The organism is Brevibacterium sp. 1718, assembly GCF_051131255.1.
Taxonomy (GTDB): domain Bacteria; phylum Actinomycetota; class Actinomycetes; order Actinomycetales; family Brevibacteriaceae; genus Brevibacterium; species Brevibacterium sediminis.
In genome coordinates this window covers 3566317-3590363 of sequence record NZ_CP186550.1, presented here as the reverse complement: position 1 = coordinate 3590363, position 24047 = coordinate 3566317, and the positions used below count along the sequence as shown (strand labels likewise).

Genomic DNA, 24047 nt, shown 5'->3' with positions numbered 1-24047 from the left:
GTCCACCGGCAGCCCCGACCGCTCCACCGGAAAGACATCTCGGCCGCCGCGCCTACGTGCTCAAGATGTACCCGCGGTTCTCCGAGACCTTCATCGTCTCCGAGATCCTCGCCCGCGAAGCCGCCGGAGAGAACCTTGTCATCTTCTCCCTGCGCCCCAGCACGGACACCCGCTTCCACCCTGAACTCGCTCGCGTCCGCGCCGAGGTCATCCACATCGACCGCCCCTCGAGTGCCCGCAGCTTCTGGCAGACCTTCGCCGAGGCGGCAGCGGAACCGCGCGTGGCCGCGGCAGTGCCGGGCCACCTCGGCGAGCTCATGGAACTGGGCCACGATGATGCGATCCAAGCTCTCACCCTCGCCCGGTTGGCCCTCGACCACGAGGTCACCCACCTGCACGCGCACTTCGCGTCGGTGTCGACGACCGTGGCTCGGGCCGCCTCGGCGCTGACGGGGATCCCGTACTCCTTCACCACGCATGCGAAGGACATCTTCCACGAGGATGTCGTGCTCACCGATCTGGCCCGCAAGACCGCGGACGCCGACCACGTGATCGCGATCAGCGATTTCAATCGCCGCTACCTGTCGCGGGTGCTCGGCCCCGAGTTGGCCGACCGGGTCGTCGTCGTGCGCAACGGCCTCGAGATCGATCGCTTCCCGTATCGGCCCAAGCAGGGCGCGACGGGCGAGGTGCCCTCGCTGCTGGCCGTCGGCCGCCTCGTCGAGAAGAAGGGATTCGCCCACCTCCTCAATGCGCTCGCCCGCCTCCGGGCCGACGGCATGAGCTGCCGTCTCGACCTCGTGGGCACCGGCCCCCTCGAGGAGGAGCTGCGGACCCGGTCCCACACACTCGGACTCGACGACCTCGTCACCTTCCACGGAGCGCTGACCCAGGCCGAGGTCCGCGACATGCTCACCGACCATGACATCCTCGTCTCCCCGTTCGTCATCGGCTCCGACGGCAACGCCGACGGCCTGCCCACCGTGCTGCTCGAGGGCATGGCCACAGGAATTCCCTGCATCGCCGGGGCCGTCACCGCCGTGCCCGAGGTCATCGACCATGGCCGGACCGGGTGGCTCGTCGACGGCACCGATGAGGCGAACATCGCCTCCACCATCGCCGAGGTGGCCGCCGCCCTCCGCACGGATCCCGCCGGTATCCGTGCCGTCACCGATGCCGCCCGTGACCGGGTGTGCCGCCTGCATGACTCGGCCGTCCAGGCCGGGCAGCTCGCGAGCCTGGCCGACGCTGCGGCGGTGCCTGGGGCGGTCCCTGCCGTTCCGACAGTCCGTGAAATGGAGTCAGTGTCATGAGAATCGCCTATGTCCTTCTCGACCCCGGCATCGGAGTCTTCGGCACGAAAGGTGCCAGCGTCCACGTCCAGGAGGTCGTGCGCACCTTCCGAGCACTCGGCCATGAGGTCAGTGTCTTCTGCACCCGCACCGATGACGACGTGCCCTCCGACCTCGCCGACCTCGATATCACCCGACTCGAGGTGCCGCGCGGTCTCGACCGCTCCCAGCGTGAGATCGCTCTGCTGCGACTCTCCGACATGCTCGCCGACCTGGTCACGGACACGGTGGCCGCCTCGGGGCAGGGGTTCGACCTCGTCTACGAACGGTATTCGCTGTTCTCCACGGCCGGTGCTCGGATCAGCCAGCGCCTCGACGTGCCTTTGATCATGGAGGTCAATGCGCCTCTGCTGGAGGAGCAGCGGACCCATCGCGGACTCGTCCACGCCGAACATGCCGCCCGTGCCACGGCGGCAAGTTTCGCCGGAGCCGCACGCATCGTGTGCGTGAGCGAACTCGTCGCCGACTGGGTCCGCACCGACTATCCCGGCCTCGGCGACGTCAGCGTCGTCCCGAACGGAGTGAACACGGAACGGATCACTCCACGGCCAGATCACGACAGCCTCGGCGGGGAAGGATGCGGGTCGCCCAGCGGTCGCTCGATACGGGAGGACCGCCCCGGTGGGGGACCTCCGAGTGTTCACGGTCCGGTGCGGATCGGGTTCGTCGGCACGCTCAAACCGTGGCACGGCACGGATCGGCTCATCGCCGCGTGCGCCGGACTGGTCGGTGACTTCCGTGTCGACATCGTCGGCCACGGCCCCGAGTCCGAGGCACTCGAGAACCAGGTGCGTACGCTCGGGTTGGATGGGCGTGTGCGTTTCCACGGTGCTGTGGCACCCGAATCCGTGCCGGAGGCGCTGCGCGAATTCGATATCGCTGTCGCCCCGTACCCGGCAGGGGAGAACTACTTCTCCCCTTTGAAGGTCTACGAATACCTGGCCGCCGGACTGCCCGTCGTTGCATCGAGCGTCGGTGCGATCCCCGGCGTGCTCGCAGGAACCGGAGCCGCGATCCTCACCGACCCGGCCGACACCGCGGACCTTACCCGCGCCCTGCAGAGACTCATCGACGACGGCGAACTGCGCGCGCGGATGGGAGCACGCGCCCGCGCAGAGGCCCTGACCAGCCATTCCTGGATGCGCCGGTGTCAGCAGATCCTCGCACCGGTGACGGGAACCGCCGCCGACACAGCCGCCAGAGAAACCGATGCCGCACCTATCTGCGAGGAAACGTCCGTATCGGGACGGCGCCCCGCCTCGGCGGTGATCTCATGAGCGGCAAGAAGCTCACGGCCTCGGCGCTGCGGCGGACCCTGCGGATCATCCGCCCGCACCTGCGCCGGCACACGTGGCTGATCATCGGCGGGATGGCCGCACTGCTGGCCGACGTCGTCTTCCGCATCCTCGAACCCTGGCCGATCAAGATCGCCGTCGACGCCGTCACCGCGGCCCTGGGTGCCCAGATCGCCCCGACCTTCGGCCTCGACGCCGGAGTGGGTACGACTCTTGCGGTTGTGGCCATCGGCCTGGCCATCATCGTCGGCGGACGGGCCGCGGCGAACTACGCCTCGACGATCTGCTTCGCTCTCGTCGGCGCCCGTGTGGCCACCCGACTGCGCTCACGCGTGTTCGATCACGTCCAATCTCTGTCGCTGCGCTACCACTCGAAGGCCTCGATCGGAGACACCTCACAGCGACTCGTCGGCGACATCGGACGGCTGCAGGAAGTCGCCGTCACCGCCGGGCTGCCCCTGGTCGGCAACGTCATCACCCTCGCCGTCCTGCTCGTCGTCATGGTCGTCCTCGACCCGGTGCTCAGCGCCATCGTGCTCGTCACCGCCACGGTCTACGGCCTGCTGTCGAAGGTGGCGACCCCGAAGATCACGAAGGCCTCCCGGTCCACGCGCAAGGGTGAGGGCCGACTGGTCGGATCCGCCGCCGAGGCGCTCGGTGCCATCCGCGTCGTCCAGGCCTACGGACTCGAGAAGACCGTGGCCCGCAACTTTGCCGACGGCAACGAACGCGCACTCAAAGCGGGAGTGAGGGCACGCCGTCTGGCGGCCGGGCTCGAGCGCTCCACGGATGTCCTCGTCGGCATCTCGCAGGCTCTCGTTCTCGCCTTCGGCGGGTGGCAGGTGCTGCGCGGGGCGATGTCCCCGGGCGACCTCGTCCTCTTCCTCCTCTACTTGAAGATCGCGATGAAGCCGCTGCGGGACATGGCCAAGTACACCGGCCGGATCGCCCGCGCGGCCGCCTCGGGGGAGAGGATCGCCGACCTCCTCGACGAACCAGTCGAGATCGCCGATGCCCCCGACGCCGTGTCCATGGGCCCGGTCTGCGGTGACGTCGTCTTCAACCGCATCACCTCGACCGATGGGCACGGCAGGCCGCTGTTCGACGAACTCGACCTGCTCATTCCGGCTGGACAGAAGGTCGGGATCCTCGGGGCCTCCGGGGCCGGAAAATCGACCCTGATGAGCTACCTGCTGCGGTTGTCGCAGCCGGACTCCGGGTCGATCTACCTCGACGGCTACGACACCCACAACGTCACTCGCGCCTCCCTGCGGCAGAACGTGTCGGTCCTTCTCCAGGAGTCCGTGCTCTTCGCCGCGAGCGTGCGCGAGAACATTCGCTACGGTCGGCTCGATGCCACCGACGCCGAGGTGGTCGCCGCCGCCCGTGCGGCCCGTGCCGATGCGTTCATCCGCTCTCTTCCCGACGGCTACGACACCGAGCTCGGCAACCGAGGGGACACGCTTTCGGGTGGGCAGCGGCAGCGGCTGGCCATCGCTCGCGCCCTCGTCCGCGACGCCCCGGTCGTCGTCTTCGACGAAGCGACGACAGGGCTCGATCCGCAGACTCGCGCCGAGGTGGCCGATTCAGTGTCCGCGCTGACGACGGGCCGGACGAGCATCGTCATCAGCCACGACGTGGCGATGATCCGCGGACTCGACCGTGTGGTGTGGCTCGAGGACGGTCGGGTCGTCGAGGACGGAACACCGAGCGAGCTGGCTGCGGCTGCGGACTCGCGCTTCTCCCGGTGGATCCGTTCGCAGGCCGACGAAGCCGACAGCGTGCCGGGGCGAACGATGGGGGCGGAGCCGTCCACGGTCGCGGGACCACGTCCGTCCGAACCGCCCACCGTCGGCAGCGCCCCCACCTATGCAGGAGCCTCATCATGACCGCATCGATTTCCGACCCGGTGAACGACTTCGTGGACACGAGATTCGCCCTGTTGCCCTATATCGACGAACTGCGATCGGCAGACGAGCTCTCCCGACGCCTCGGCTTCGCGGTTCGTCCTCGCCGTGTCCGTGTCAAACCGGGGAAGAGCGCCATCGTCGCATGGCAGCGAGAGGAGCCCAGCCGCCTCGGCGAATTCGATGGTTGGGGATTCACCGCGGTTTTGACGAGCCCGGACAAGCTCGCCAATGCTCGGCGGCGGGCCGCTCGGCACGGGCAGGAGCTGGTCGTCCACGAGGCTGCCGACCCGCGTTCGGCGGGTGCGACCGGTGCCGTGCTGGTCACCGGCGGAGTGCTGGCCGACCCCAGGATCGGCAAGCATGTCGCACGGACACTCGACCACCTCGGCGGGGATCTGCGGATCATCGGATACAACCCCGCCAGGCGGCTGCTGCTCAAGCACACCCCGGCCGATGGGGCGCCGGAATTCGTGCGGATCGCCGCCGACTCCCAGATCCACCTCGCCGAGGCAGCCGACCGTTGGCAGCGAGCGGAGCTTCCCAGCCTGCCGGTCGAGTTCGTCGGCGGACGTGACACCGCCACACGTTCGCCGTGGTGGGGGACCGGTGACCTGAGCGATCGACCGGATCCGAATGTCGCCGAGGAAGTCGGCGTGATCATCGCCGAACTGCACAGAGGCGGTGTGTCTGATACACGTGCACTGCCGGACGACGAAGGCGATCCGGGAGAATCCGCGGGCGTGCAGGCAGACAAAGTTGGCGCTTCGGCAGGGGAGGACGGACGCGCGCTCGACTCTCCGCTCGACCAACTCGAGACCACCAGCCGGTCGCTGGTTCGTCTGCTCCCGGAACGAGAGACTGACATCGTCGGACTGCTCTCCGAACTGAGCCGACGACTCGGACCGAATCGAGGCCTCGGGCCGAAGCGGGAACTGCGGGAGATCCACGGGGACCTCAGCCCCGACCAGGTGCTTCTGGCGAATTCCGAGTGCCGGATCATCGACCTCGACCGGTCCGGGTACGGGCCGATCGGGATGGATCTGGGGCGATGGATCGCGGCCTGCCGCGTCGATTCCCGGTTGCACGAGCTCGAGCACCCCTTCATCGACGGCTACCGTTCCGCCGGCGGCGAGGAGACCGACCTGGGCGCATGGACGGCGTGGGCGATCCTGGTGGCCGCGCTCGAACCCTGGCGCAGCTGCTCCGAGACCTGGAGGGACGAGACGATGCGGATCATCGACCTCGCGCGCACCGCTCTGGAAGGGAACGCCCCGACGACGGAGGTCGCACCATGACCGGGACGAAGCAGACCGTGACGAAACAGTCTGCGACGAAGTGGGGCGCGGCCCTGCACATCCCTGACGCAGTCACGATCGGCGGACAGGACTGGAACGTGCGTCGAGCCTGGCCCGCAGGAGACAGTCGAATCGCGTGGGAGGCTTCTCTTCCTGGCCAGGGGACCCGGGTCGGCTATCTCGACGAACGCGGCGTGACGGTCCTCGACGCTGACCGTGACCCGAAGCTGCCGGGTCTCGCCGGGCTGTTCGAGGACGGAGGCCGGTTGGTCTCCCATCGGCCGGGCAGACGCGCCGTCGTCCGCCTGCGCGACGGCAGCTTCGCCAAATGCGTGCGCGACGGAAAGGCCTCCGACGTCATCGCGGGACAGTGCCGAGCGGTTGGGTTCCTTCCCGGTTTCGCCCTCCCGCAGGTGCTCAGTTCGGATTCTTCGACCGTTGTGCTCAGCGTGGTGCCCGGGGTCGAACTCCACGATCCAGCCGAGCTCGGCGAGGAGTGGTCACGTGCCTGGGCCGAGTCCCTCGACGCCTGGGCTCAGGCAAAGGCACATCCGACCAATACCGTGCCAGCGGCTGCGCCGAAACTGTCGACCGCGATGCCGTTTCATGGGGCTGCGGACGAGGTCGAAGTGCTCCACTTATGGCGTGAGCGCGCCCGTCCTCTGCTGGAGACCACGCGGACTGCGCGAGGGGAGACTCTGCTCGCCGACGTGGACGAACTCATCACAGAGGTCACGGCCGAACTCGACGACGAGACCGCCTCGGCGAGGGACGGATCGATCGGGCTCATCCACCGGGACCTACACGACAAACAGATCATGTGGGATCCGATCTCCGGACCGGGGCTGCTCGACGTGGATACGGCGTGCCGGGGTGAACGGGCGCTCGACCTCGGAAACCTCCGCGCGCATGCCCGGTGGCGCACCGAGCAGGGTCTGTGGACCCCCGCCGAGGCGGCCGTGGTCATCGATGAGATCGCCCGGGTCGCGTCGGCGGGAGGGTTCGACCCCGCCAGGGTGAGCGTGTACGAGAGGGCCACCCTCATTCGGCTCGCCTGCGTCTACGCTTTCCGGCCCGCTTGGAGCGACCGGATCGGGTGGCTGCTCGAGGCGGCGCAGGCGATGTGAGACTGCGACACTTGAGCCTTGCGGCGGGCCGCTGACTTCACTCGGCAGTGCTGCGTCGCGCGTCTCCCCAGATGTCGACACCGGAGTCGACGGCGAATTCGTCGATTGCCGTGAGCTCTTCATCGCTCAAGGGTGCCGCGTCGAGAGCCGCGACATTGTGCTCGAGCTGTTCGACACGGCTGGCCCCGATGACCAGCGAGGACACTCGCTCATCCCGCAGCGCCCAGGACAGGGCGAGCTGTGCCAACGACTGACCGCGAGCGGCCGCGATGTCGTTGAGCCCGCGGATCCGGGCGAGGTTGTCGGCGCTTAGGAACCCGTCCTTGAACGATGGCTTCGCCTTGCCCGCGCGCGAATCTTCGGGGACTCCGCCGAGGTACTTGTCCGTGAGCAGGCCCTGCGCCAGCGGGGAGAAGCAGATGACGCCGAGTCCCTCGTCAGCGGTTGTGTCGAGGAGCCCATCGTCTTCGATCCACCGGTTGATCATCGAGTACGACGGCTGGTGGATGAGCAGGGGAGTGCCGAGATCGCGGGCGATCTGCGAGGCCCGGGCCGTATCGGCGGCGGAGTATGAGGAGATCCCGGCGTAGAGCGCGCTACCGGAGCGTACGGCGGTGTCGAGTGCGCCGATGGTCTCTTCGAGCGGGGTCGACGCATCAGGGCGGTGGGAGTAGAAGATGTCGACATAGTCGAGGCCGAGTCGGCGCAGTGACGCATCGAGGCTGGCCAGGAGGTATTTGCGGCTGCCGCCGGGGCCACCGTAAGGGCCGGGGTGCATGTTCCAGCCGGCCTTCGTCGAGATGATGAGCTCATCGCGGTAGAGGTGGAGGTCTTCGCGCAGCAGTCGGCCGAAGTTCGTCTCCGCCGAACCCGGGGGAGGACCGTAGTTGTTCGCCAGGTCGAAGTGCGTGATGCCCATGTCGAAGGCGCGACGAACGATATCGCGCTGGTTCTGGAAGGCGACATCGTCGCCGAAGTTGTGCCACAGTCCCAGTGACAACGCGGGCAGGACGAGTCCGGATCGACCGACGGGGCGATAGGTCATCGAGTCGTAGCGGTTCTCGGCGGCTAGGTACACACGGACTCCCTGAGCTGGGTGGAAGAGGTCGGGTCCCAGCTTACGGGCGAGCGGCCAGCGTGCACACGCAGGCGCGATTGCCGTCGGCGTCGGCAAGGACGGTGAATGACGGTGCCTGGGACTCGTCGACGATCGTACCTCCGGCGTCGACCGCGGCCCTGATCCGCTCCGGCGCGACCGCCGCCGGCACGGAGACATCGACGTGCAGACGCTGGTGCGGAACCTCGTGTTCTTCGCAGTCCTGGAACCACAGCAGCGGCATCTGGCCGGAGGGGTCGACGACGTCGGGGCCGGAGACGTTGCTCGCATCCCCGGTCAGGAGCGCCGCCCAGAACGGGGCGATGGCGTCCTGATTTGCGGTGTCGAGGCCGAGTTCGAGCAGCGCCGGGATGGTGGGGTCCGACTTCACCCCCGCCGAGGCGGCCGCCTCGCTGATCTGTCCCGCGAGGTTGAGGTCGCGTTCGGTCACGGCACCGGTGTCGTGGCTGGTCAGGCGGATGTCGACGTGGGGGAAAGTGAGCGTGACATCGGGATGGTGGCCGGCCGCCTCGGCGAGGGACCCGATCTCGGCCACGAGATCGAGCCCGGTGGCGAAGTCGCCGGTGAGGAACCGGGCGCCGATGCAGTCCGGCAGCCCCTGCCAATCACCGAGCCCGTGGGAGTCGAGTGCGTCGAGCAGATTCTGTCCGGTATATGCAGTCATGGCTTCATGCTAGGGACTTCTCCCTCCCGCGTGAACCCCTCGCGTGAGAACCCCTCGTTCCCGGATCCAGCAGTCAGGGGCGTAACGTTGCCCCAGTGATTGGCTCAACCGCATACCTCGTGACGCTTCTCTTCGCTTCGATCGCGCTTCTCATCCTCCTCATCAACTGGAAGACGAAGCTGCATCCGTTCCTCGCTCTCCTCATCACCTCCGCCGTGACGGCACTGGCCGCCGGTGAGGAGATCGCCAAGATTCCGGAGACGATCGCCGCCGGAGCCGGCGACACCCTCGGCGAGACCGGTGTCGTCGTCGCCCTCGGAGCGATGCTCGGACGGCTTCTGGCCGACAGCGGCGCCATCCAGCGGATCGCGAACCTCGTCATCGAGCACTCCTCGCCGAAGGCCGCACCGTGGATCATGACGGGAGTCGCCTTCATCATCGGCATCCCGATGTTCTTCGAGGTCGGCCTCGTCGTCCTCATCCCGGTCATCTATGCGGTCGCCTCGCAGCTGGAGAAGAAGACCGGGCAGAAGAAGCTGTGGTACCTGCGCATCCTCGTCCCCGCGATCGCCGCGCTCGCCTGCCTCCACGGCATGGTTCCGCCCCATCCGGGACCGCTCATCGCCGTGTCCGGACTCGACGCGAACGTCGGAATGACCATCGGCCTCGGGCTCGTCTGTGCGATCCCCACCGTCATCCTCGCCGGCCCGGTCTACGCCCGCTGGATCGCCCCACGGGTCAAACTCGAACCGACCGCCGACCTCATCGACCAGTACACCGGAGCCCGCGCCGAGGTGGACCAGAAGGAACTGCGAACGATTCCGGTCTGGCTCGCCTTCGTCACCGTCCTCGTCCCCGTCGTGCTCATGCTCGTGCACACCGTCGTTCAGCTCGTGGCGCCGGAGTCCTCGTTCGAACCCATCGCCGAGGTGATCGGCAACCCGATCATCGCCATGCTGGCCGGAGTCGTCTTCGCCGCCATCGCACTCGGATGGACCTCGGGAATGGGCGGCGAGCGGATCCGCAGCTCCTTCGGCGACAGCCTCAAGTCGATCGCCGGAGTCATCCTCATCATCGGTGGCGGTGGTGCCTTCAACGAGGTGCTCAAGGACTCGGGCATCGGCGACGCCGTCGTCGGCGCGACCTCTCACCTGGAGATGAACCTCATCCTGCTCGGCTGGTTCATCGGCATCCTGCTGTCGTTCGCCACCGGATCGGCGACCGTCGGAATCACCTCGGCCACCGGCATCGTCGCCCCTCTCATCGGTGATCACTCCGGGGCATACGTGTCTCTGGTCGTCATTGCGATCGGCTCGGGATCGATCGGCCTGAACTGGGTCAACCATGCGGGATTCTGGTTCGTCAAGGAGAGCTTCGGCATGACGATCGGTCAGGCGACGAAGACTCACATGATGGTCCAGACCCTCGTCAGCGTCTTCGGGCTGATCTTCGCCTTCCTGCTTTCACTGCTCTTCGTCTGACGGGTCTCAGCCCGCCCGGTCTCAGCCCGCCCAGCCTCCGTCCGCCGGCCCGGTCTCCGTCCGCCCGCCCGGTCTCCGCCGTTCAAGCCGGGGCGCAGATATGTCGTGGTCGACGACGCCATATTCGCGGCCCCGCTTGATCGAGGGAAGGGAGCGCTTGAAAGTGAGCGAGCGCTTGATCGACGGCACGAGTGAAACGCCGACCGAGGGTCCAGCCATCACAAAATAGACCAGTGGTCTTGATTTCGCAGTGTGTCCTGTGCCTCAATGGTGGTGTGACGAAATTCCATGCCATCCGTGACCAGCTCCTCGACCGTCTCGAGGACATGGCCGCCGGTGAGCAGTTCCCTCCGGAACGGCAGCTCGCCGAGACGCTCGGCATCTCGCGGATGACCCTGCGCCGCGCCATCGACGAACTCGTCGCCAAGGGCATGGTCCGCAGGCGGCACGGCACGGGTGTCTTCGCACTCGGGCCGAAACTCGACCAACCGCTGGCCGCGAGCTCCTTCACCGAGGATATGCTCGCCCGCGGAATGCGTCCCGGGTCTCATATCCTCAGCTTCGACGTCGCCGAGGCGGGCGCGCACATCGCTCGTCGACTCCATATTGCCGAAGACGACGACGTCATCGCGATCCTGCGTCTGCGCCTGGCCGATGACGAACCGATCGCTCTCGAAGAACTCCACGTCCCCTCGGCTCTCGTCCCGGGGCTGAGTCCAGGTGACCTCGAGGACCAGTCCTTCTACGATCTGCTGCGCCGGAACTTCGGCATCCGCCTCAACCACAGTGTGCAGACGATCGAGCCCACCCTCCTCGACGCCGGCGAAGCTCAACACCTCGGCGTCGAAGAACTCTCACCCGCCCTGCTGTTCGAACGCATATCCCGCGGTGCCGATGACTGCCCCTTCGAGTTCGTCCGCTCCGTCTACCGAGGCGACCGTTACAAGGTCCGCACCGAACTCACCGTCCCCGCTCCGGCCGCATCCGAGGCCGCCCCCACCGGCACCGCTCCCTCCACCGTCACCGACCACACTGGGGGAGTGCAGCCATGATCATCGCCGGACTCATGACCGGAACCTCCGCCGACGGTCTCGACCTCGTCATCGCCGAGTTCCGACCCGACCCCATCAGCGACACGGAACCCACCCCCAGCTTCGACCTCGTCGGCGCCGACCCCACCACCCTGACCGTGCGGATCCTCGCCGAACGCGAAACCCCGTTCGATGACCGGCTCTCCGCCGACATCCTTCGCCTTCTCGAACCGGCAGATCTGCCGTTGTCACTGGTCAGCAGCGTCGACGCCCGGCTCGGCCTATTCTGCGCCGACGCCCTGTCCGAACTCTGCGCCGACCACGACCTGACCCCTGACCTCGTCGTCTCCCACGGACAGACCGTCCGCCACGACATCACCGACGGGCAGGTCACTTCGACCCTCCAGCTGGGACAGCCGGCCTTCATCGCAGAACGACTCGGTGCGCCCGTGATCTCCGATGTCCGCTCCCGCGATGTCGCCGCAGGGGGACAGGGTGCCCCGCTCGTCGGGCTGCTCGACTCCCTCCTGCTCTCCGACGCCGAGGCGCCGACCGCGGTGCTCAACCTCGGCGGAATCGCGAACATCACCGTCATCGAACCAGGCCACGATCCCATCGCTTTCGACACCGGCCCGGCCAACGCCCTCATCGACATCCTCGCCCGCCGCATCACCGACGGTCGGCAGAGCTACGACAGCGACGGCGCGCTCGGAGCAGCCGGCACCGTCGACGAGGACCTGCTCACCGAGCTCCTCACCGAACCCTTCTACGCACGGCCCGCCCCGAAATCGACGGGCAAGGAACTCTTCCACGCCGCCTACCTCGACTCATACCTCGAACCCCACCCCCACCTCGGCGAGCATGATCAGATCGCCACGGTCACCGCGCTGACCGCGCGCACCATCGCCGAGGCGGCCCGCCGTCACGACGTCACCACCGTCATCGCCTCGGGAGGTGGGACGAGGAATCCGGAGCTGATGCGCCGCCTCGGCGAGGAACTGGGCGAGGGCATCGTCCTCACGAGCACGGATGAGGCCTTCGGGCTGCCCGAAGGCAGCAAGGAAGCGCTGCTCATGGCGCTTCTCGGGTGGCTGAGCTGGCACGGACTCGACGGCACGCAGCCGAGTCTGACCGGGGCGATCGGACCGCGCATCGCGGGCCGGTTCACTCCCGGTGACGGGCCGCTGCGTCTGCCCGAACCCCTCCACCGACGACCCACCCGACTGAGACTGACCGACTGAACCGCGGCCGGACCCGGCACCACCCGCTCGGCCGCACAGACGAACGCACCTCCTGACCACCGATCAACCGACACACTCCACACCCCCAACAAGGAGAGACCAATGCAGATCATCGACCTCCTGGTGATCATCGCCTATCTCGTCGCAACGGCGTGGCTGGGACTGGCACTGAGCGGCAAACAGAGCAGCCTCAAGGGCTACTTCCTCGGCGGGCGCGACCTGCCGTGGTGGGCCGTCTGCCTGTCCGTCGTCGCCACCGAGACGAGCGCGCTCACCGTCATCGGCATCCCCGTCATGAGCTACCTCGGCGACCTCAACTACCTGCAGCTCGGACTCGGCTACATCCTCGGCCGCGTCATCGTCGCCTACTTCATGCTGCCGCGCTACTACGACGGTGAGATGATCACCGCGTACGCCTACCTGGGCAAACGTTTCGGCCAGTCGACGCAGACCACGGCCGGCGTGACCTTCCTCTTCACCCGACTGCTCGCCGACGGCATCCGCGTGCTCGCCGCGGCCATCCCGCTCAAGGTCATCCTCGACGGGCTCGGCATCCACACGAACTACTTCGTCATCATCGTCGTCCTCTCGCTTGTGACGATCGTGTACACGTTCATCGGCGGCATCAAGGCCGTCGTCTGGGTCGATGTCGCGCAGATGATCCTCTACGTCCTCGGCGGGATTCTCGCGATCATCATCATCTCCGCATCGATCGGCGGCGGATGGCTCGCCGAGGCGGTCGAGGCCGGAAAGACGAACATCTTCGTCTTCGAGGGCAACCCGATCTCTGCGGACACCTCGTTCATCCCGTCGGTGCTCGGCGGCGCCGTGTTCGCGATGGCCTCCCACGGTTCCGATCAGCTCATCGTTCAGCGCCTGCTGTCGTGCCGGTCGAAGCTCGAGGCGCAGAAGGCTCTCATCACCTCCGGATTCGTCGTGGTCGTCCAGTTCGCGATCTTCCTCGCCGTCGGTCTGGCTCTCTGGGCGTACTACGATCACGCACTGCCTGCGGACCTCGGCCTGACTCGCGACGACGAGATCTTCCCGCTGTTCATCATCGAAGGACTGCCCACGGGAATCTCCGGACTGCTGCTGGCCGGTATCCTCGCTGCCGCGATGTCGACGCTGTCGTCGTCGCTGTCGGCCCTGTCGTCGTCGACGGTCAACGACGTCTACGCGAAGCTCAAGCGCACCCCGATGACCGACGAACAGGGATTCAGGGTCGGTCGCTGGGCGACGATCGGCTGGGGGATCGCGTTCATCCTGCCGGCCACGGTCTTCGAATCCGACTCGGGCAACATCGTCATCCTCGCGCTCGGCATCGCCGGTATCACGTACGGCGGTCTGCTCGGCGCGTTCGTCTTCGGCATCGTCAACAAGCGGGCTAGGGCCGTCGACGCGAACATCGCCTTCGCCCTGGCCGTGGCCGTCAACGCGTTCTTCTTCGTCATGGAGAAGTACGTCACCGGCGAAGTGTGGGTGGCGTGGCAGTGGTACCCGCTGCTCGGCGTCATCGTCACCTTCATCGTCGGTGGCCTGCTGGGTCTGCGCCACAAGACCAAAGTCGAAGAGCCCACCATCGCCGAGGCGGAAGGAAGCCCCCGTCCATGACCTCCTCCCAGCCGGGCTCAGCCCGCCCGACCTCGCCGACGTCGGAACCGAACCCGCCGACGTCTGAAACGGCACCGCCGGCGGCCGGCCGGCCGCTGTCGCCGACCGAGCAGCGCAATCCGGCCAGCTCCGGCCTCGACGACCTCGACACCCTCGGGGTGCTCAAGGTCCTCAACGCCGAAGACCACGCCGTCATCGACGCGGTGGCCGCAGCCCTGCCGCAGCTGGCCGAACTCGTCGACATTGCCGCTGACCGCATGCGCCGAGGCGGCCGCGTCCACTACTTCGGCGCAGGCACCTCGGGGAGGCTGGGCGTCCTCGATGCGAGCGAGCTCCTGCCGACGTTCAACCTCGAACCGGGCCGGGTCATCGGGCATATCGCCGGTGGTCAGGCGGCATTGGTCAATGCGGTGGAGAACGCCGAGGACTCCGGGGCCGACGGAACCGTGGCCGGTGCCGAGCTCGGACCCGACGATGTGGCCATCGGCATCGCCGCGAGCGGGTCGACCCCGTACGTCGGCGGGGCGCTCGACGCGGCGCGGGCCAACGGCGCCCACGCTGTGCTCATCTCGAACAACCCGTACGCCTCTCTGGCGGAGAAAGCCGATGACCACATCGTGCTCGACACCGGCCCCGAAGTGATCACCGGATCGACCAGGCTCAAGGCCGGCACTGCCCAGAAGCTCACCCTCAACGGGTTCTCGACCGCGCTCATGGTCGCTCTCGGCCGGACCTGGGACAACCTCATGGTCTCCGTCGTCGCGACGAACGCGAAGCTGCGCGAGCGCACTGTGCGCATCCTCCGCGAGGCCGCCGACCTGGGAGACGCCGACGCGCGAGCTCTGCTCGAGAGCTGCGATGGCGATCTCAAGACCGCTATCGTCGTCTCCTTCACCGAGGCGGCCCCCGCCCTGGCAGCGTCGACTCTGGAGTCCCATGATGGTTCGGTCAGGGCCGCGATCGCCGAGCTTGTCGGGACGAAGAAACCGGTCGGCTCGGACGACGGTACGGACTCGGAAGGTTCCGGCCCGGGTACCGTGGGCGCATGACCCTGATCCTCGGCATCGACATCGGCGGCACCGGCAGCCGAGCCGCGCTCGGTGACGTTGGCGATGCAACTGACCATCGTGGCAATGCTGTTAGCAGACCGGGCATCGCTGACGGCGGGGGCTTCGTCCCACGCAGCATCGACCAACTCACCGGCCCGCGGATCGAGATCGGGCCGAGCGGCAGCAACGTCCTTCACGTCGTCCGCGAACTCGTGAGAACGGCCGCGGAGACCTGGCCCGAACGTTTCCCCGAGGTCAGCGGCATCGGAATCGGTGCGACCGGCATCGCCTCCCTCGCTGAGGATCCGTCCGACGTTCTCGCCGAGATCTCCGGCGAGGTCGGGGTGCCCGCAGTCGCCGCGATCGATGCCGTGACCGCCCACCTCGGTGCTCTCGGTGGGGCCGGTGGGGCGATCAGTGTGCTCGGCACCGGGGCGATCGCCATCGCCCATCCGGGTCCGGACGCTGACGGCAAATGGACAGCAGACTGGTCACGAGCCGATGGCTGGGGACACCTCTTCGGCGATCGCGGGGGAGGAGCGTGGCTGGGACGTCATGGTCTCGAACTCGCTTTGCGCACTCAAGACGGAATCGACGAACACGGCCGTGCTTTGCTCGAGGCAGCCACCCGACGCTTCGGCCCACCCGCCTCGTGGCCGGCACAGTTCTATACCCGCAGCGACCGGGCCGGACTCCTCGCCGAATTCGCCGTCGACGTCGCTGATTGTGCCCGGGCCGGCGACACAGCATCTGCCGACCTGCTCCGTGAAGCTGGTCAGGAAGCGGCCCGCAGCGCGCTCGCCGCAGCTCGTTCCGTGCGAACTGACACTGACTCGTCAACGGTAGCCACCGAGGCCTTTCCCACTTCCAACTCCGCGACCCGCATCGCTCTCACCGGGGGAGTCGCGGCCGCCGGCGATCACCTCGTCGAGGGATTCCGCGCCGAAGCCGCACGACTGGATCCGACCATCACCATCGTCGAGCCCGCAGGCGGACCATTGGATGGGGCACTCACGCTCGGTCACCTCGGTGCCGGTGGGACACTGGGCGCACAGGACAAGGTCCTCTGGACCTGATTGGGCGTCAGTCGCCCCTGGCCTGCCGCACCATCCGCACCTCGCGCACCCCGTCGTACTCGTCGGTCTTGACCGTGCCGTCGGGGACGAACCCGTTCTTTGAGTAGAACGCCTGGGCGCGGGGATTCGGATCCGCCACCCACAACGCAGTCGTCACGGACGGGTCGATGACGGCGTCGAAGAGATCCTGGCCGACGCCCGTGCCGTGCATGGCTCGATAGGCGTAGAGAACGTAGAGGTGCCGGTCTTCGACGCTTCCGTCGGTTTCCGGCGGTCCGCACATTGCAATGCCGACGATCCGGCCATCGGATTCGGCGACGGCGCAGGTGTACTTCGACGGAGCAGCCTCGTCGAGGATCTGCGTCCACATCTGTCGGCGTCGATCGATGAGGTCGGGAGCATCGAGGAGTTCGTCGGGCATGATCCCGCGGTAGGTCTCACTCCAGGTGTCGACGTGGACGCGCGCCATTCCGGCGACGTCGGCAATGACTGCGGGGCGGACTTCAAGTGTCATGAACCGACTCTACCCCCGGGTGCCGATCGTTCGCCGGGCCTACGACCATTCACAACACAAGCTGGAGCTCCGGTCCCCGGCACGAAATATTCACCTGACCTGCATCTGCCGACAAACAGCTGTCCAGCCGGGGCACCCAGGATCGAGAGAGTGAGAGCGAACCGCGAACCAGTCACCTCCGTCGAATCGCCAACCTCCGGCCACCCACTTCCTCAACCGCTCCGGCCGTCACCACCCGGTCCTCGGAGCTCCGGCAGGGGAGCCTTCTCGTTCGAGCCGACGGCACCACCGCCCTCCGGCCTCGAGCTGCCGATGGGCCCGCGTACCCGGCTGTACCGATTCTTCGAAGCCCTGCCGGCGGCGATCAGCTTCACCGCGGTCGGGCTCGTGTTCGTCCTCCCGTTCGTCGACGCGATGCTCGGAGCGGTCTATGTGCTCTCGATCGTCGGGCTGATGTTCGTCCGGGCGATGCTCGGGGCGATCGACGTCGCCCGCGGGTTCCTTCGCTACCGACGCAGCGCTCGCGTCGACTGGGCGGCACGCCTGACCGACCTCGAGCGGGCCCTGGACGGTCGCCCTTCCCTGGCGCATCCTCGGGGTGGATTCCGTGCTGCCGACCACGCCGCCCTCGTCGCGAAAGTCAGCGCCGATCCGACCTCGATCATGCGTCCATCGACCCTGCGCCACGCGGTCGTCGTGGCCGCGTACAACGAGCCCTACCCAGTCATCGCCGACACCATCCGCACCCTGCTGCACACCTCGACGAAGCCCGAACAGCTCCTCGTCTTCTTCGCTCATGAGGAACGCGGCGGCCCCGCAATGGCCGAGACAGCTCGGCGGCTCGAAGCCGAGTACGGCCACCGCTTCGGGGCCTTCGTCCTCGTCGAACATCCGGCCGGATTGCCCGACGAGATCGCCGGCAAGGGAGCGAACATCACGTACGCCGGATACCACCTGGCCGAATGGGTCCGTGACGAGGCCATCGACCCACGCCTGGTGATCGTCACGAGCCTCGACTGCGACAACATCCCGCACGAGTCCTACTTCGACTGTGTCGCCTACGAATATGCGACCGCGCCGGACCGGGAGCGTCTGTCGTTCCAGCCGATCAGTCTCTACATCACGAACATCTGGGACGTGCCCGCACCATCGCGAGTAGTCGCCAGCGCGAACTGCTTCTGGAATCTCACGACCACTGTCCGCAGGCTCGCACTGCGCAACTTCGCCTCCCACGCGCAGCCGCTGACCGCTCTGGTCGACATGGGCTTCTGGTCGAAGCGGACCATCGTCGAGGACGGTCACCAGTACTGGCGCAGCTGGTTCCACTTCGACGGGGACTACCGGGTCGTACCCATCCACGTCCCGATCTTCCAGGACGCTGTGCAGGCAGGAACGTTCAAGGCCACGATGGTCGCCCAGTTCAAACAGCTCAGCCGCTGGTCGTACGGTGCCTCCGACGTGCCCTATGTCGGAGTGCGCGTCTTCGCCCCAGGAGCCCGCGTACCGTTCTGGCCGGGAGTGCTCCGGTTCTTCTCCCTGCTCGAAGGGCACGTCAGTCTCGCCTCGATCTCGATCATCATCGCCATCGGCGGGTGGATCCCCTTCGTCGTGGCCACGCAGACGGGGCAGGCATCCTCGTTGGTCGAGCGCATGCCGATGACCGTGGGCATCATTCAGCAGATCGGCATGATCGGACTCATCGTCTCCATCATCGTGTTCAACGCGCTGCTGCCCCCTCGGCCGATCCACGTCCCGCGCGAACGCCGCGTGACGATGTGGCTGCAGTGGCTGCTCTATCCGCTCACGCTGCTCGTATTCAATTCCTCGACCGCGCTGTACTCGCAGTGGTGCCTGCTCACCGGCCGCTACCGCGAACGCTTCGACGTCACCGAGAAGATGGCCGGCGGACGCTCCAACTGACCAGGTGCCGGCAAATCAACTGGTTCAAAGTGTGAGTGCCCGGATTTCAGGCTCCTCTCCTGCACTTTGAACCAGTTGTCACCTCCGTCGCCGAGGCGGTCGGTCGGCTGGCCGGAGCGCATACCCTATTTCCGTCGCCCGGTGCGAGGTCTACGCTGGGAACTGAGCCCCAGCGTTCACAGAGTCAACGGTGCCGCCGGTTCCCGGAGCCGCGGTGCCGTCGAGCCGAGGAGAGTGTCATGGCCGACACCGACACCCCACACACTGCCCGCACCGACACCGACACCCCACACACTGCCCGCACCGACACCGAGCATTTCGACTGCATCATCGGCGGAGGCGGGCCTGCTGGAATCGTGGCCGGCCTGCTGCTCGCCCGTGGCGGAGTGAAGGTCGTGGTGCTCGAGAAGCACGAGGATTTCTTCCGCGACTTCCGCGGTGACACCATCCACCCGTCCACTCTGCGTCTCCTCGAGGAGCTGGGCCTCTACCACCGGTTCGCCCGCATCACCCACCGTCGAGTGAGCAATATCAGCCTCCAGGATCGGAAGGGTGAGGATTTCGTCCTCGGCGACCTGTCGCGGCTGAACACCGCGCACCCTTTCATGACCATCGCACCGCAGTGGGACTTCCTCAACCTGCTCGCCGAGGCGGGAGAAGACGAACCGGGATTCGACCTGCGGATGGGCACAGAGATGTCGTCTCTGGTCTGGGAGGGCGACCGTGTCATCGGCGTCCGCACGGGCGGGGTCGACGGCGAGATCGAGTTCCGGGCGCCACTTGTCGTGGCCGCCGACGGTCGCTGGTCGAAGGCACGGGAGGAGGCGCGACTGCCGGTCCGCGAACTGCATTCCGGGATCGACGTGTGGTGGTTCCGGATCGACACCGAGGCGGAGCTCCCCGATTCCGTGGCACCCCGCTCGCACGACGGCAGCGTCTTCGTCGCGATTCCGCGGGACGGGCACGTGCAGATCGCCAGGCTCATTCCGAAGGGTGAGGACGCACGATTCCGGGCGGAGGGCGTCGAGGCGCTCCGCAGCGCGGTAGCCGGAACCTTCCCCGCCCTCGCCGAGGATGTCGCTGGAATCGAGATGGACGAGGTGAAGCTGCTCGACGTACGTCGAAACGAGGCACCGAGGTGGTTCGTCGACGGTCTGCTGTGTATCGGCGACGCGGTGCACGCGATGAGTCCACTCGGCGGTGTCGGCGTCAACCTCGCAGTCCAGGACGGCATGGCCACGGCTCGACTGCTCGCCGACTCGCTGCGCACCGGCGAAGTGCCGATACGGCAGCTGCGACGGGTCCAACGCAGACGCCTGTTGACGACGAAGGCCGTCGAACTGCTGCAGGGCGGCATCCACCGGATGATCGAACCCGTCGTGCGCCACGGCGGCGACGTCCGCCCGCCGGCGCCGTTGGAATGGCTGCTGAGGACCTTCCCCGCGCTCACCGTGGTGCCGGCGCGTATCCTCGGCATGGGAATCACCGCGGAACACGCCCCCGATTTCGCGCGACGCGAGGAACCGGCATTCGAAGGAGCACCATGAGCAGTTGCGCGCCGACGACTTCGCATTCCTCCAAGCCGAGGGCACATGGGACGACATCATCGCCACCCACGAGCGCGAGGCCCGCGGAATCGATCTCCCACCGGGACGAGTGCGCGCGGAATTCCTCGTCGCCGAGGTGGACGGGCGGCCCGTGGGTCGCACCTCCATCCGATACGAACTCAACGACTTCCTGTTCGATCTCGGCGGGCACGTCGGATATGCAGTCGCCCCGGAATTCCGTCGCCGAGGATACGCCCAGCAGATCCTGTCCCGCTCGGTCGAACGTCTGCGATCGGCCGGAGTCGAGAGCGTGCTCGTCACGTGCGATGACACGAACATCGCCTCGGCAAGCGTGATCGAACGGTGCGGGGGAGTCCTCGAAGACGTGCGCGAAAACAGTGACGGACCGCCGAAGCGGCGTTATTGGATCGGCGCGGATTCCGGTTTTCCTCAATCGGCCTCGACGGTCAGCACTAGTGCCGCGGTGACGGCAGATCCGTAGAGTCGACGACATGAACTCACTATTCGACTCCATCCGCAGAATCGGTTTCCGTCGCGGTCCCGACCGCATCCTCGGCGGTATTGCCGGGGGCCTCGCCGAGGTAACCGGCATCAACGTCTGGATCATGCGGCTCATCGTCCTCGCCTCGTTCCTCCTCCCCGTACTCGGAATCGGCGCTTACCTCGTCGCGTGGATCCTCACTCCGTGGCAGGACAATTCGATCCCGCTGCAGCAGGTCTTCGGCGGTCGCTCGATCGAGTGACACGCCTGAGCTGATCAGCGTTCGCTGTCCAGCTGCGCCATAAGCGCACTCGGGTAGCGATCGCCACGTACCTCGGTTCTGGAGAGGACCTCGTCGATCTCTGCGAGATCAACTGAACTCAGCTCCACCTCGGTGCTGCTCAGTGTCGCTCGTACCTGCTGGACGGTGCGCGAACCGACGACGGGGACGATGTCCTCACCCTGTGCTGCGACCCAGGCGATCGCCAGCTGGGGCAGCGTGATCCCCTTCGCCGAGGCGACCGAACCCAATGCCGATATGATCGTTTCGTTGTGTTCGAGGTTCTCCCCTTGGAAGCGGGGGAACATCGCTCGATTCCCGCCGGTCTTGCCCGCGAACAGTCCCTTCGCCAGCGCCCCGTAAGCAGTGATGCCGATTCCGAGCTCGCGGCAGGCGGCCAGGATCCCATTGGACTCGATGGAACGGGTGAGCAGCGAGTACTCGATCTGCAGGTCGCTGATCGGAGCGACCGTTGCCGCCCTGCGGATCGTCTCCGCACTGACCTCGCTCAATCCGATCGACCGGACGTACCCGGCCTCGACGAGTTCGGCGATAGCCCCCACGGTCTCTTCGATAGGGATATTCGGGTCAAGGCGTGCCGGCCGGTAGACGTCGACATGATCTGCGCCGAGACGTCGCAGCGAGTAGGCAAAGGAGTTTCGGATTGCATCGGGGCGCGAGTCGAAGCCGATGAAGGATCCGTCAGGTGAGAGCACGGCCCCGAACTTGACCGAGAGGATGACGTCGTCACGGCTGCGCTGGCTCAGCGCACGGCCGATGAGCATCTCGTTGTGGCCTGCTCCGTAGAAATCGCCGGTGTCGATGAGGGTGCCTCCGGCGTCGAGGTAGGTGTGGATGGCGGCGATTCCCTCAGCGTCAGAGGTCGGGCCGTAGGCACCGGACATACTCATTGCGCCGAGGCCGGGCGATGTGACGATGGGTCCTGCGGTGCCCAGTCGGCGATGGTCGATGGTCTGCGAGTTGTTTTCAATAGTCATGTCAATGAGTCTGCTCGCATTGAGCGCCGGTGAGAATGCACTGTCGGTCCAGGGACAAGTTGTCCCTGGCTACTGTCGGGCAGCAGGCAGATAATGGGGCGATGACTGATCGTTCGGGCCTCGCCGATTTCCTCCGCCGTCGCCGCGAGAGCCTGCGACCCGAAGACGTCGGTGTGGGCACCACGGTTCGCCGGCGCACGCCGGGACTCAGATGTGAGGAAGTGGCGATGCTCGCGGGCGTCTCCGTCGACTACTACTCCCGCCTCGAACAGGGCAGAGGAGCGACGCCGTCGGCCGGAGTCGTCAGCGCCGTCGCCCGTGCGCTGCAGTGCGACCGGGACCAGCGCGATCACCTGCTGCATCTCGCAGGACACCCGGTCCCGCCGCGCAGTTCGGACGGGCATATTCGGCCCGGGCTCATCGCCGTGGCGAATCGGCTCGTCGATGTGCCGGCCGTCATTGTCACCGACCTCGGCGAGGTCGTCTGGCGGAACCCGACGGGGCGTGCTCTGTTCGGCGATCTGCCGGAGGAGCCGGGACGTGAGAGGAATCTGATCTGGAAGTGGTTCGAGGACCCGGAGTCACGGCCGATGCCCGAAGAGGACTGGGACAGGATCTCGGCGACACATGTGAGCGATCTGCGGGCGACATACGCCAAGCGGTCGGGTGACCGGCGCGTGCGGGAGTTCATCGCCGACCTCATCGACATCAGCGAGGAGTTCGCCGGACTGTGGGAGCGGCACGACGTCGCGGTTCGCCATTCCGACATCAAAGCGATCGCCCACAAGGACGTCGGTCGACTCGATTTCCGGTGCGAGGTGCTTCTCACTCCCGACGATGACATCTCGCTGCTTGTCTTCTTGCCTCTCGAAGGCACCGAGACAGCGGGTCGTTTGGAGCTGCTCGGCGTCGTCGGGACACAGACTCTGGCCTCGGGGTGAGGTGCGGACCGAGTCAGCACTCGCGGGGAGCACTGCCGACCGATGCGCAAGAATGAAGGCATGAGCGAAAGCGAATCCTCCGCACCGGCTAACCGCTACCCGGCAGCCGACGAGTGGCAGGCGGTCGACAGGTACTTCACCGACACCCTCCTCGGTGAAGACGACGCGCTCATCGCAACACGCAGGTCAGGTGCTGCGACGTCAATGCCCAATGCCGAGGTCGCAGCCAACCAGGGAGCGTTCCGCGGACTCATCATCGCGCGACGACGGTGATCCGTACCCGAGAGCCGGATCTACCAGACCTGTGGAGCCCTGCGGTAATAGACGTCGATCGGATCCAGGTCCAGCGTCGGTGCGTCGAAGATCGTCCAGATGAGGAGAACGACCGTGATCGGGAAGAACGCGATCGCCAGATAGCGCGTCGTGCCCCTCCAGAATCCGACGCGTCTGCCGCTGTGCTTGAGCGTGACGACTCCGCACAGCGCCTGGCCGGGGGAGACGGTGCAGCCGTAGAGGGCTCCGAACACCAGTGCCATCAACGGATAGCTGGCGAGAGCAACTCCAGTAGCAGCATCGAGCGAGATGATTTTGATCCCGGCGAGGGCAATGGCGACACCGACGACCGTACCGGTGCAGAAGAGGACGAAGATCGCGTCGAGGACCCTCGCCCACCAGCGCCGAACCAATGGCGCCGGGGTCAGCGGACTGCGGTTGCGCCAAGGACCAGGGCCGTTGACGGCAAGCCCAGCTTGGGCGCGGTAGTTCGAACTCATTGTGCGTATCCTTCTCGCTGCTGACCGGTCGATGACTCCGACTCTATGCGGTTGCCGGCCCGCAGGGGGTGTTCGTCAGGCAACATCCTGTGCCAGTTCCGGTACAACCCTTCTCGACCGTCCGCGGTCGGTGGGAGAACTGAATCGTCTGCTGAAAATCTGCTGAAAATGATGCACCCCCGAAGCTCGCAGCTTCGGGGGTGCCATGTATCATGCCTGGTCAGGCTAGGTGGGCCCCGTGGGGATCGAACCCACGACCCGCGGATTAAAAGTCCGCTGCTCTACCAACTGAGCTAGAGGCCCCGCCCCATCACAAGCGCAGT

At 66.7% G+C, this 24047-nt stretch carries 22 protein-coding genes and 1 tRNA gene; 17 read left to right on the top strand and 6 right to left on the bottom strand.

Translation table 11 applies throughout. The features are described 5' to 3' along the window. The first annotated feature begins 65 nt into the window (after positions 1-65). Genes ACOZ9V_RS16180 through ACOZ9V_RS16160 form a run of 5 tightly spaced genes read left to right on the top strand, consistent with a single transcriptional unit; the run spans position 66 to position 6979 of the window. Positions 66-1313 carry a glycosyltransferase family 4 protein gene (locus tag ACOZ9V_RS16180; RefSeq protein WP_434595430.1) on the top strand — a complete coding sequence of 416 codons (1248 nt, stop codon included), beginning with the start codon at positions 66-68 and terminating at the stop codon, positions 1311-1313. After that, positions 1310-2629: a glycosyltransferase family 4 protein gene (locus ACOZ9V_RS16175; RefSeq protein ID WP_434591700.1), complete on the top strand. Its 1320-nt coding sequence runs from the start codon at positions 1310-1312 to the stop codon at positions 2627-2629. Before ACOZ9V_RS16180 ends, ACOZ9V_RS16175 begins: the two co-directional genes overlap by 4 nt. Beyond that, positions 2626-4536, top strand: a complete 1911-nt coding sequence (locus ACOZ9V_RS16170) for an ABC transporter ATP-binding protein (protein WP_434591697.1) — start codon at positions 2626-2628, stop codon at positions 4534-4536. Before ACOZ9V_RS16175 ends, ACOZ9V_RS16170 begins: the two co-directional genes overlap by 4 nt. Then, on the top strand, positions 4533-5852 hold the full coding sequence (locus ACOZ9V_RS16165; RefSeq protein WP_139468009.1) for a phosphotransferase family protein: 1320 nt from the start codon (positions 4533-4535) through the stop codon (positions 5850-5852). The genes ACOZ9V_RS16170 and ACOZ9V_RS16165 overlap by 4 nt, the downstream gene beginning before the upstream one ends. Next, entirely contained in the window at positions 5849-6979 is a 1131-nt protein-coding gene (locus tag ACOZ9V_RS16160) for a phosphotransferase (protein WP_434591694.1), read from the top strand. Before ACOZ9V_RS16165 ends, ACOZ9V_RS16160 begins: the two co-directional genes overlap by 4 nt. Before the next feature lie 37 nt (positions 6980-7016). Here ACOZ9V_RS16160 and mgrA read toward each other — a convergent pair whose 3' ends face one another. Next, positions 7017-8057 (bottom strand): L-glyceraldehyde 3-phosphate reductase, encoded by a 1041-nt coding sequence (gene mgrA / locus ACOZ9V_RS16155; protein WP_434591691.1) that lies wholly within the window; start codon positions 8055-8057, stop codon positions 7017-7019. Between the two features lie 40 nt (positions 8058-8097). After that, a complete protein-coding gene (locus tag ACOZ9V_RS16150) occupies positions 8098-8760 on the bottom strand; it encodes a VOC family protein (RefSeq protein WP_101554590.1) in 663 nt (220 codons plus the stop codon). Positions 8761-8855: 95 nt separating this feature from the next. Between ACOZ9V_RS16150 and ACOZ9V_RS16145 the strand changes: the two genes are divergently transcribed. The 6 genes from ACOZ9V_RS16145 (at position 8856) to ACOZ9V_RS16120 (ending at position 16249) form a co-directional block, all read left to right on the top strand. Then, complete coding sequence (locus ACOZ9V_RS16145) at positions 8856-10241, top strand: GntP family permease (RefSeq protein WP_229663965.1); 1386 nt, start codon at positions 8856-8858, stop codon at positions 10239-10241. Positions 10242-10516: 275 nt separating this feature from the next. Then, complete coding sequence (locus ACOZ9V_RS16140; RefSeq protein ID WP_139468014.1) at positions 10517-11293, top strand: GntR family transcriptional regulator; 777 nt, start codon at positions 10517-10519, stop codon at positions 11291-11293. Then, positions 11290-12513 carry an anhydro-N-acetylmuramic acid kinase gene (locus ACOZ9V_RS16135; protein WP_434591686.1) on the top strand — a complete coding sequence of 408 codons (1224 nt, stop codon included), beginning with the start codon at positions 11290-11292 and terminating at the stop codon, positions 12511-12513. The genes ACOZ9V_RS16140 and ACOZ9V_RS16135 overlap by 4 nt, the downstream gene beginning before the upstream one ends. Before the next feature lie 102 nt (positions 12514-12615). Next, a complete protein-coding gene (locus tag ACOZ9V_RS16130; protein ID WP_434591683.1) occupies positions 12616-14124 on the top strand; it encodes a sodium:solute symporter in 1509 nt (502 codons plus the stop codon). Further along, a complete protein-coding gene (gene murQ, locus ACOZ9V_RS16125) occupies positions 14121-15173 on the top strand; it encodes an N-acetylmuramic acid 6-phosphate etherase (protein WP_434591680.1) in 1053 nt (350 codons plus the stop codon). Before ACOZ9V_RS16130 ends, murQ begins: the two co-directional genes overlap by 4 nt. Beyond that, positions 15170-16249 carry an N-acetylglucosamine kinase gene (locus ACOZ9V_RS16120; RefSeq protein ID WP_434591677.1) on the top strand — a complete coding sequence of 360 codons (1080 nt, stop codon included), beginning with the start codon at positions 15170-15172 and terminating at the stop codon, positions 16247-16249. Before murQ ends, ACOZ9V_RS16120 begins: the two co-directional genes overlap by 4 nt. A gap of 7 nt (positions 16250-16256) precedes the next feature. Here the strand turns inward: ACOZ9V_RS16120 and ACOZ9V_RS16115 are convergent, their stop codons facing one another. Continuing rightward, positions 16257-16763: a GNAT family N-acetyltransferase gene (locus tag ACOZ9V_RS16115; protein WP_434591674.1), complete on the bottom strand. Its 507-nt coding sequence runs from the start codon at positions 16761-16763 to the stop codon at positions 16257-16259. Positions 16764-17075: 312 nt separating this feature from the next. Here ACOZ9V_RS16115 and ACOZ9V_RS16110 point away from each other — a divergent pair, with 312 nt between their 5' ends. From ACOZ9V_RS16110 to ACOZ9V_RS16095, 4 genes are all read left to right on the top strand, one after another. Continuing rightward, on the top strand, positions 17076-18683 hold the full coding sequence (locus ACOZ9V_RS16110; protein WP_180345562.1) for a hypothetical protein: 1608 nt from the start codon (positions 17076-17078) through the stop codon (positions 18681-18683). 239 nt (positions 18684-18922) lie between these two features. After that, positions 18923-20230: an FAD-dependent oxidoreductase gene (locus tag ACOZ9V_RS16105; RefSeq protein WP_434591671.1), complete on the top strand. Its 1308-nt coding sequence runs from the start codon at positions 18923-18925 to the stop codon at positions 20228-20230. Between the two features lie 4 nt (positions 20231-20234). Continuing rightward, a complete protein-coding gene (locus tag ACOZ9V_RS16100; RefSeq protein ID WP_434591669.1) occupies positions 20235-20732 on the top strand; it encodes a GNAT family N-acetyltransferase in 498 nt (165 codons plus the stop codon). Positions 20733-20742: 10 nt separating this feature from the next. Next, entirely contained in the window at positions 20743-20994 is a 252-nt protein-coding gene (locus tag ACOZ9V_RS16095; protein ID WP_139468021.1) for a PspC domain-containing protein, read from the top strand. 14 nt (positions 20995-21008) lie between these two features. Here the strand turns inward: ACOZ9V_RS16095 and ACOZ9V_RS16090 are convergent, their stop codons facing one another. Then, entirely contained in the window at positions 21009-22010 is a 1002-nt protein-coding gene (locus ACOZ9V_RS16090; RefSeq protein ID WP_434591666.1) for an aldo/keto reductase, read from the bottom strand. A gap of 101 nt (positions 22011-22111) precedes the next feature. On the opposite strand from ACOZ9V_RS16090, the gene ACOZ9V_RS16085 reads away from it, so the two are divergent. Further along, positions 22112-22951, top strand: a complete 840-nt coding sequence (locus ACOZ9V_RS16085; protein WP_434591663.1) for a helix-turn-helix transcriptional regulator — start codon at positions 22112-22114, stop codon at positions 22949-22951. 60 nt (positions 22952-23011) lie between these two features. Next, on the top strand, positions 23012-23224 hold the full coding sequence (locus tag ACOZ9V_RS16080) for a hypothetical protein (protein WP_039209588.1): 213 nt from the start codon (positions 23012-23014) through the stop codon (positions 23222-23224). Between the two features lie 20 nt (positions 23225-23244). Here ACOZ9V_RS16080 and ACOZ9V_RS16075 read toward each other — a convergent pair whose 3' ends face one another. Both ACOZ9V_RS16075 and ACOZ9V_RS16070 read right to left on the bottom strand, forming a co-directional pair. Beyond that, the gene (locus tag ACOZ9V_RS16075; protein WP_434591660.1) at positions 23245-23724 is read right to left on the bottom strand and encodes an RDD family protein; all 480 of its coding nucleotides are present in this window, start codon (positions 23722-23724) and stop codon (positions 23245-23247) included. Positions 23725-23954: 230 nt separating this feature from the next. Continuing rightward, positions 23955-24027: transfer RNA gene (locus ACOZ9V_RS16070), tRNA-Lys, on the bottom strand. Positions 24028-24047 lie beyond the last annotated feature (20 nt).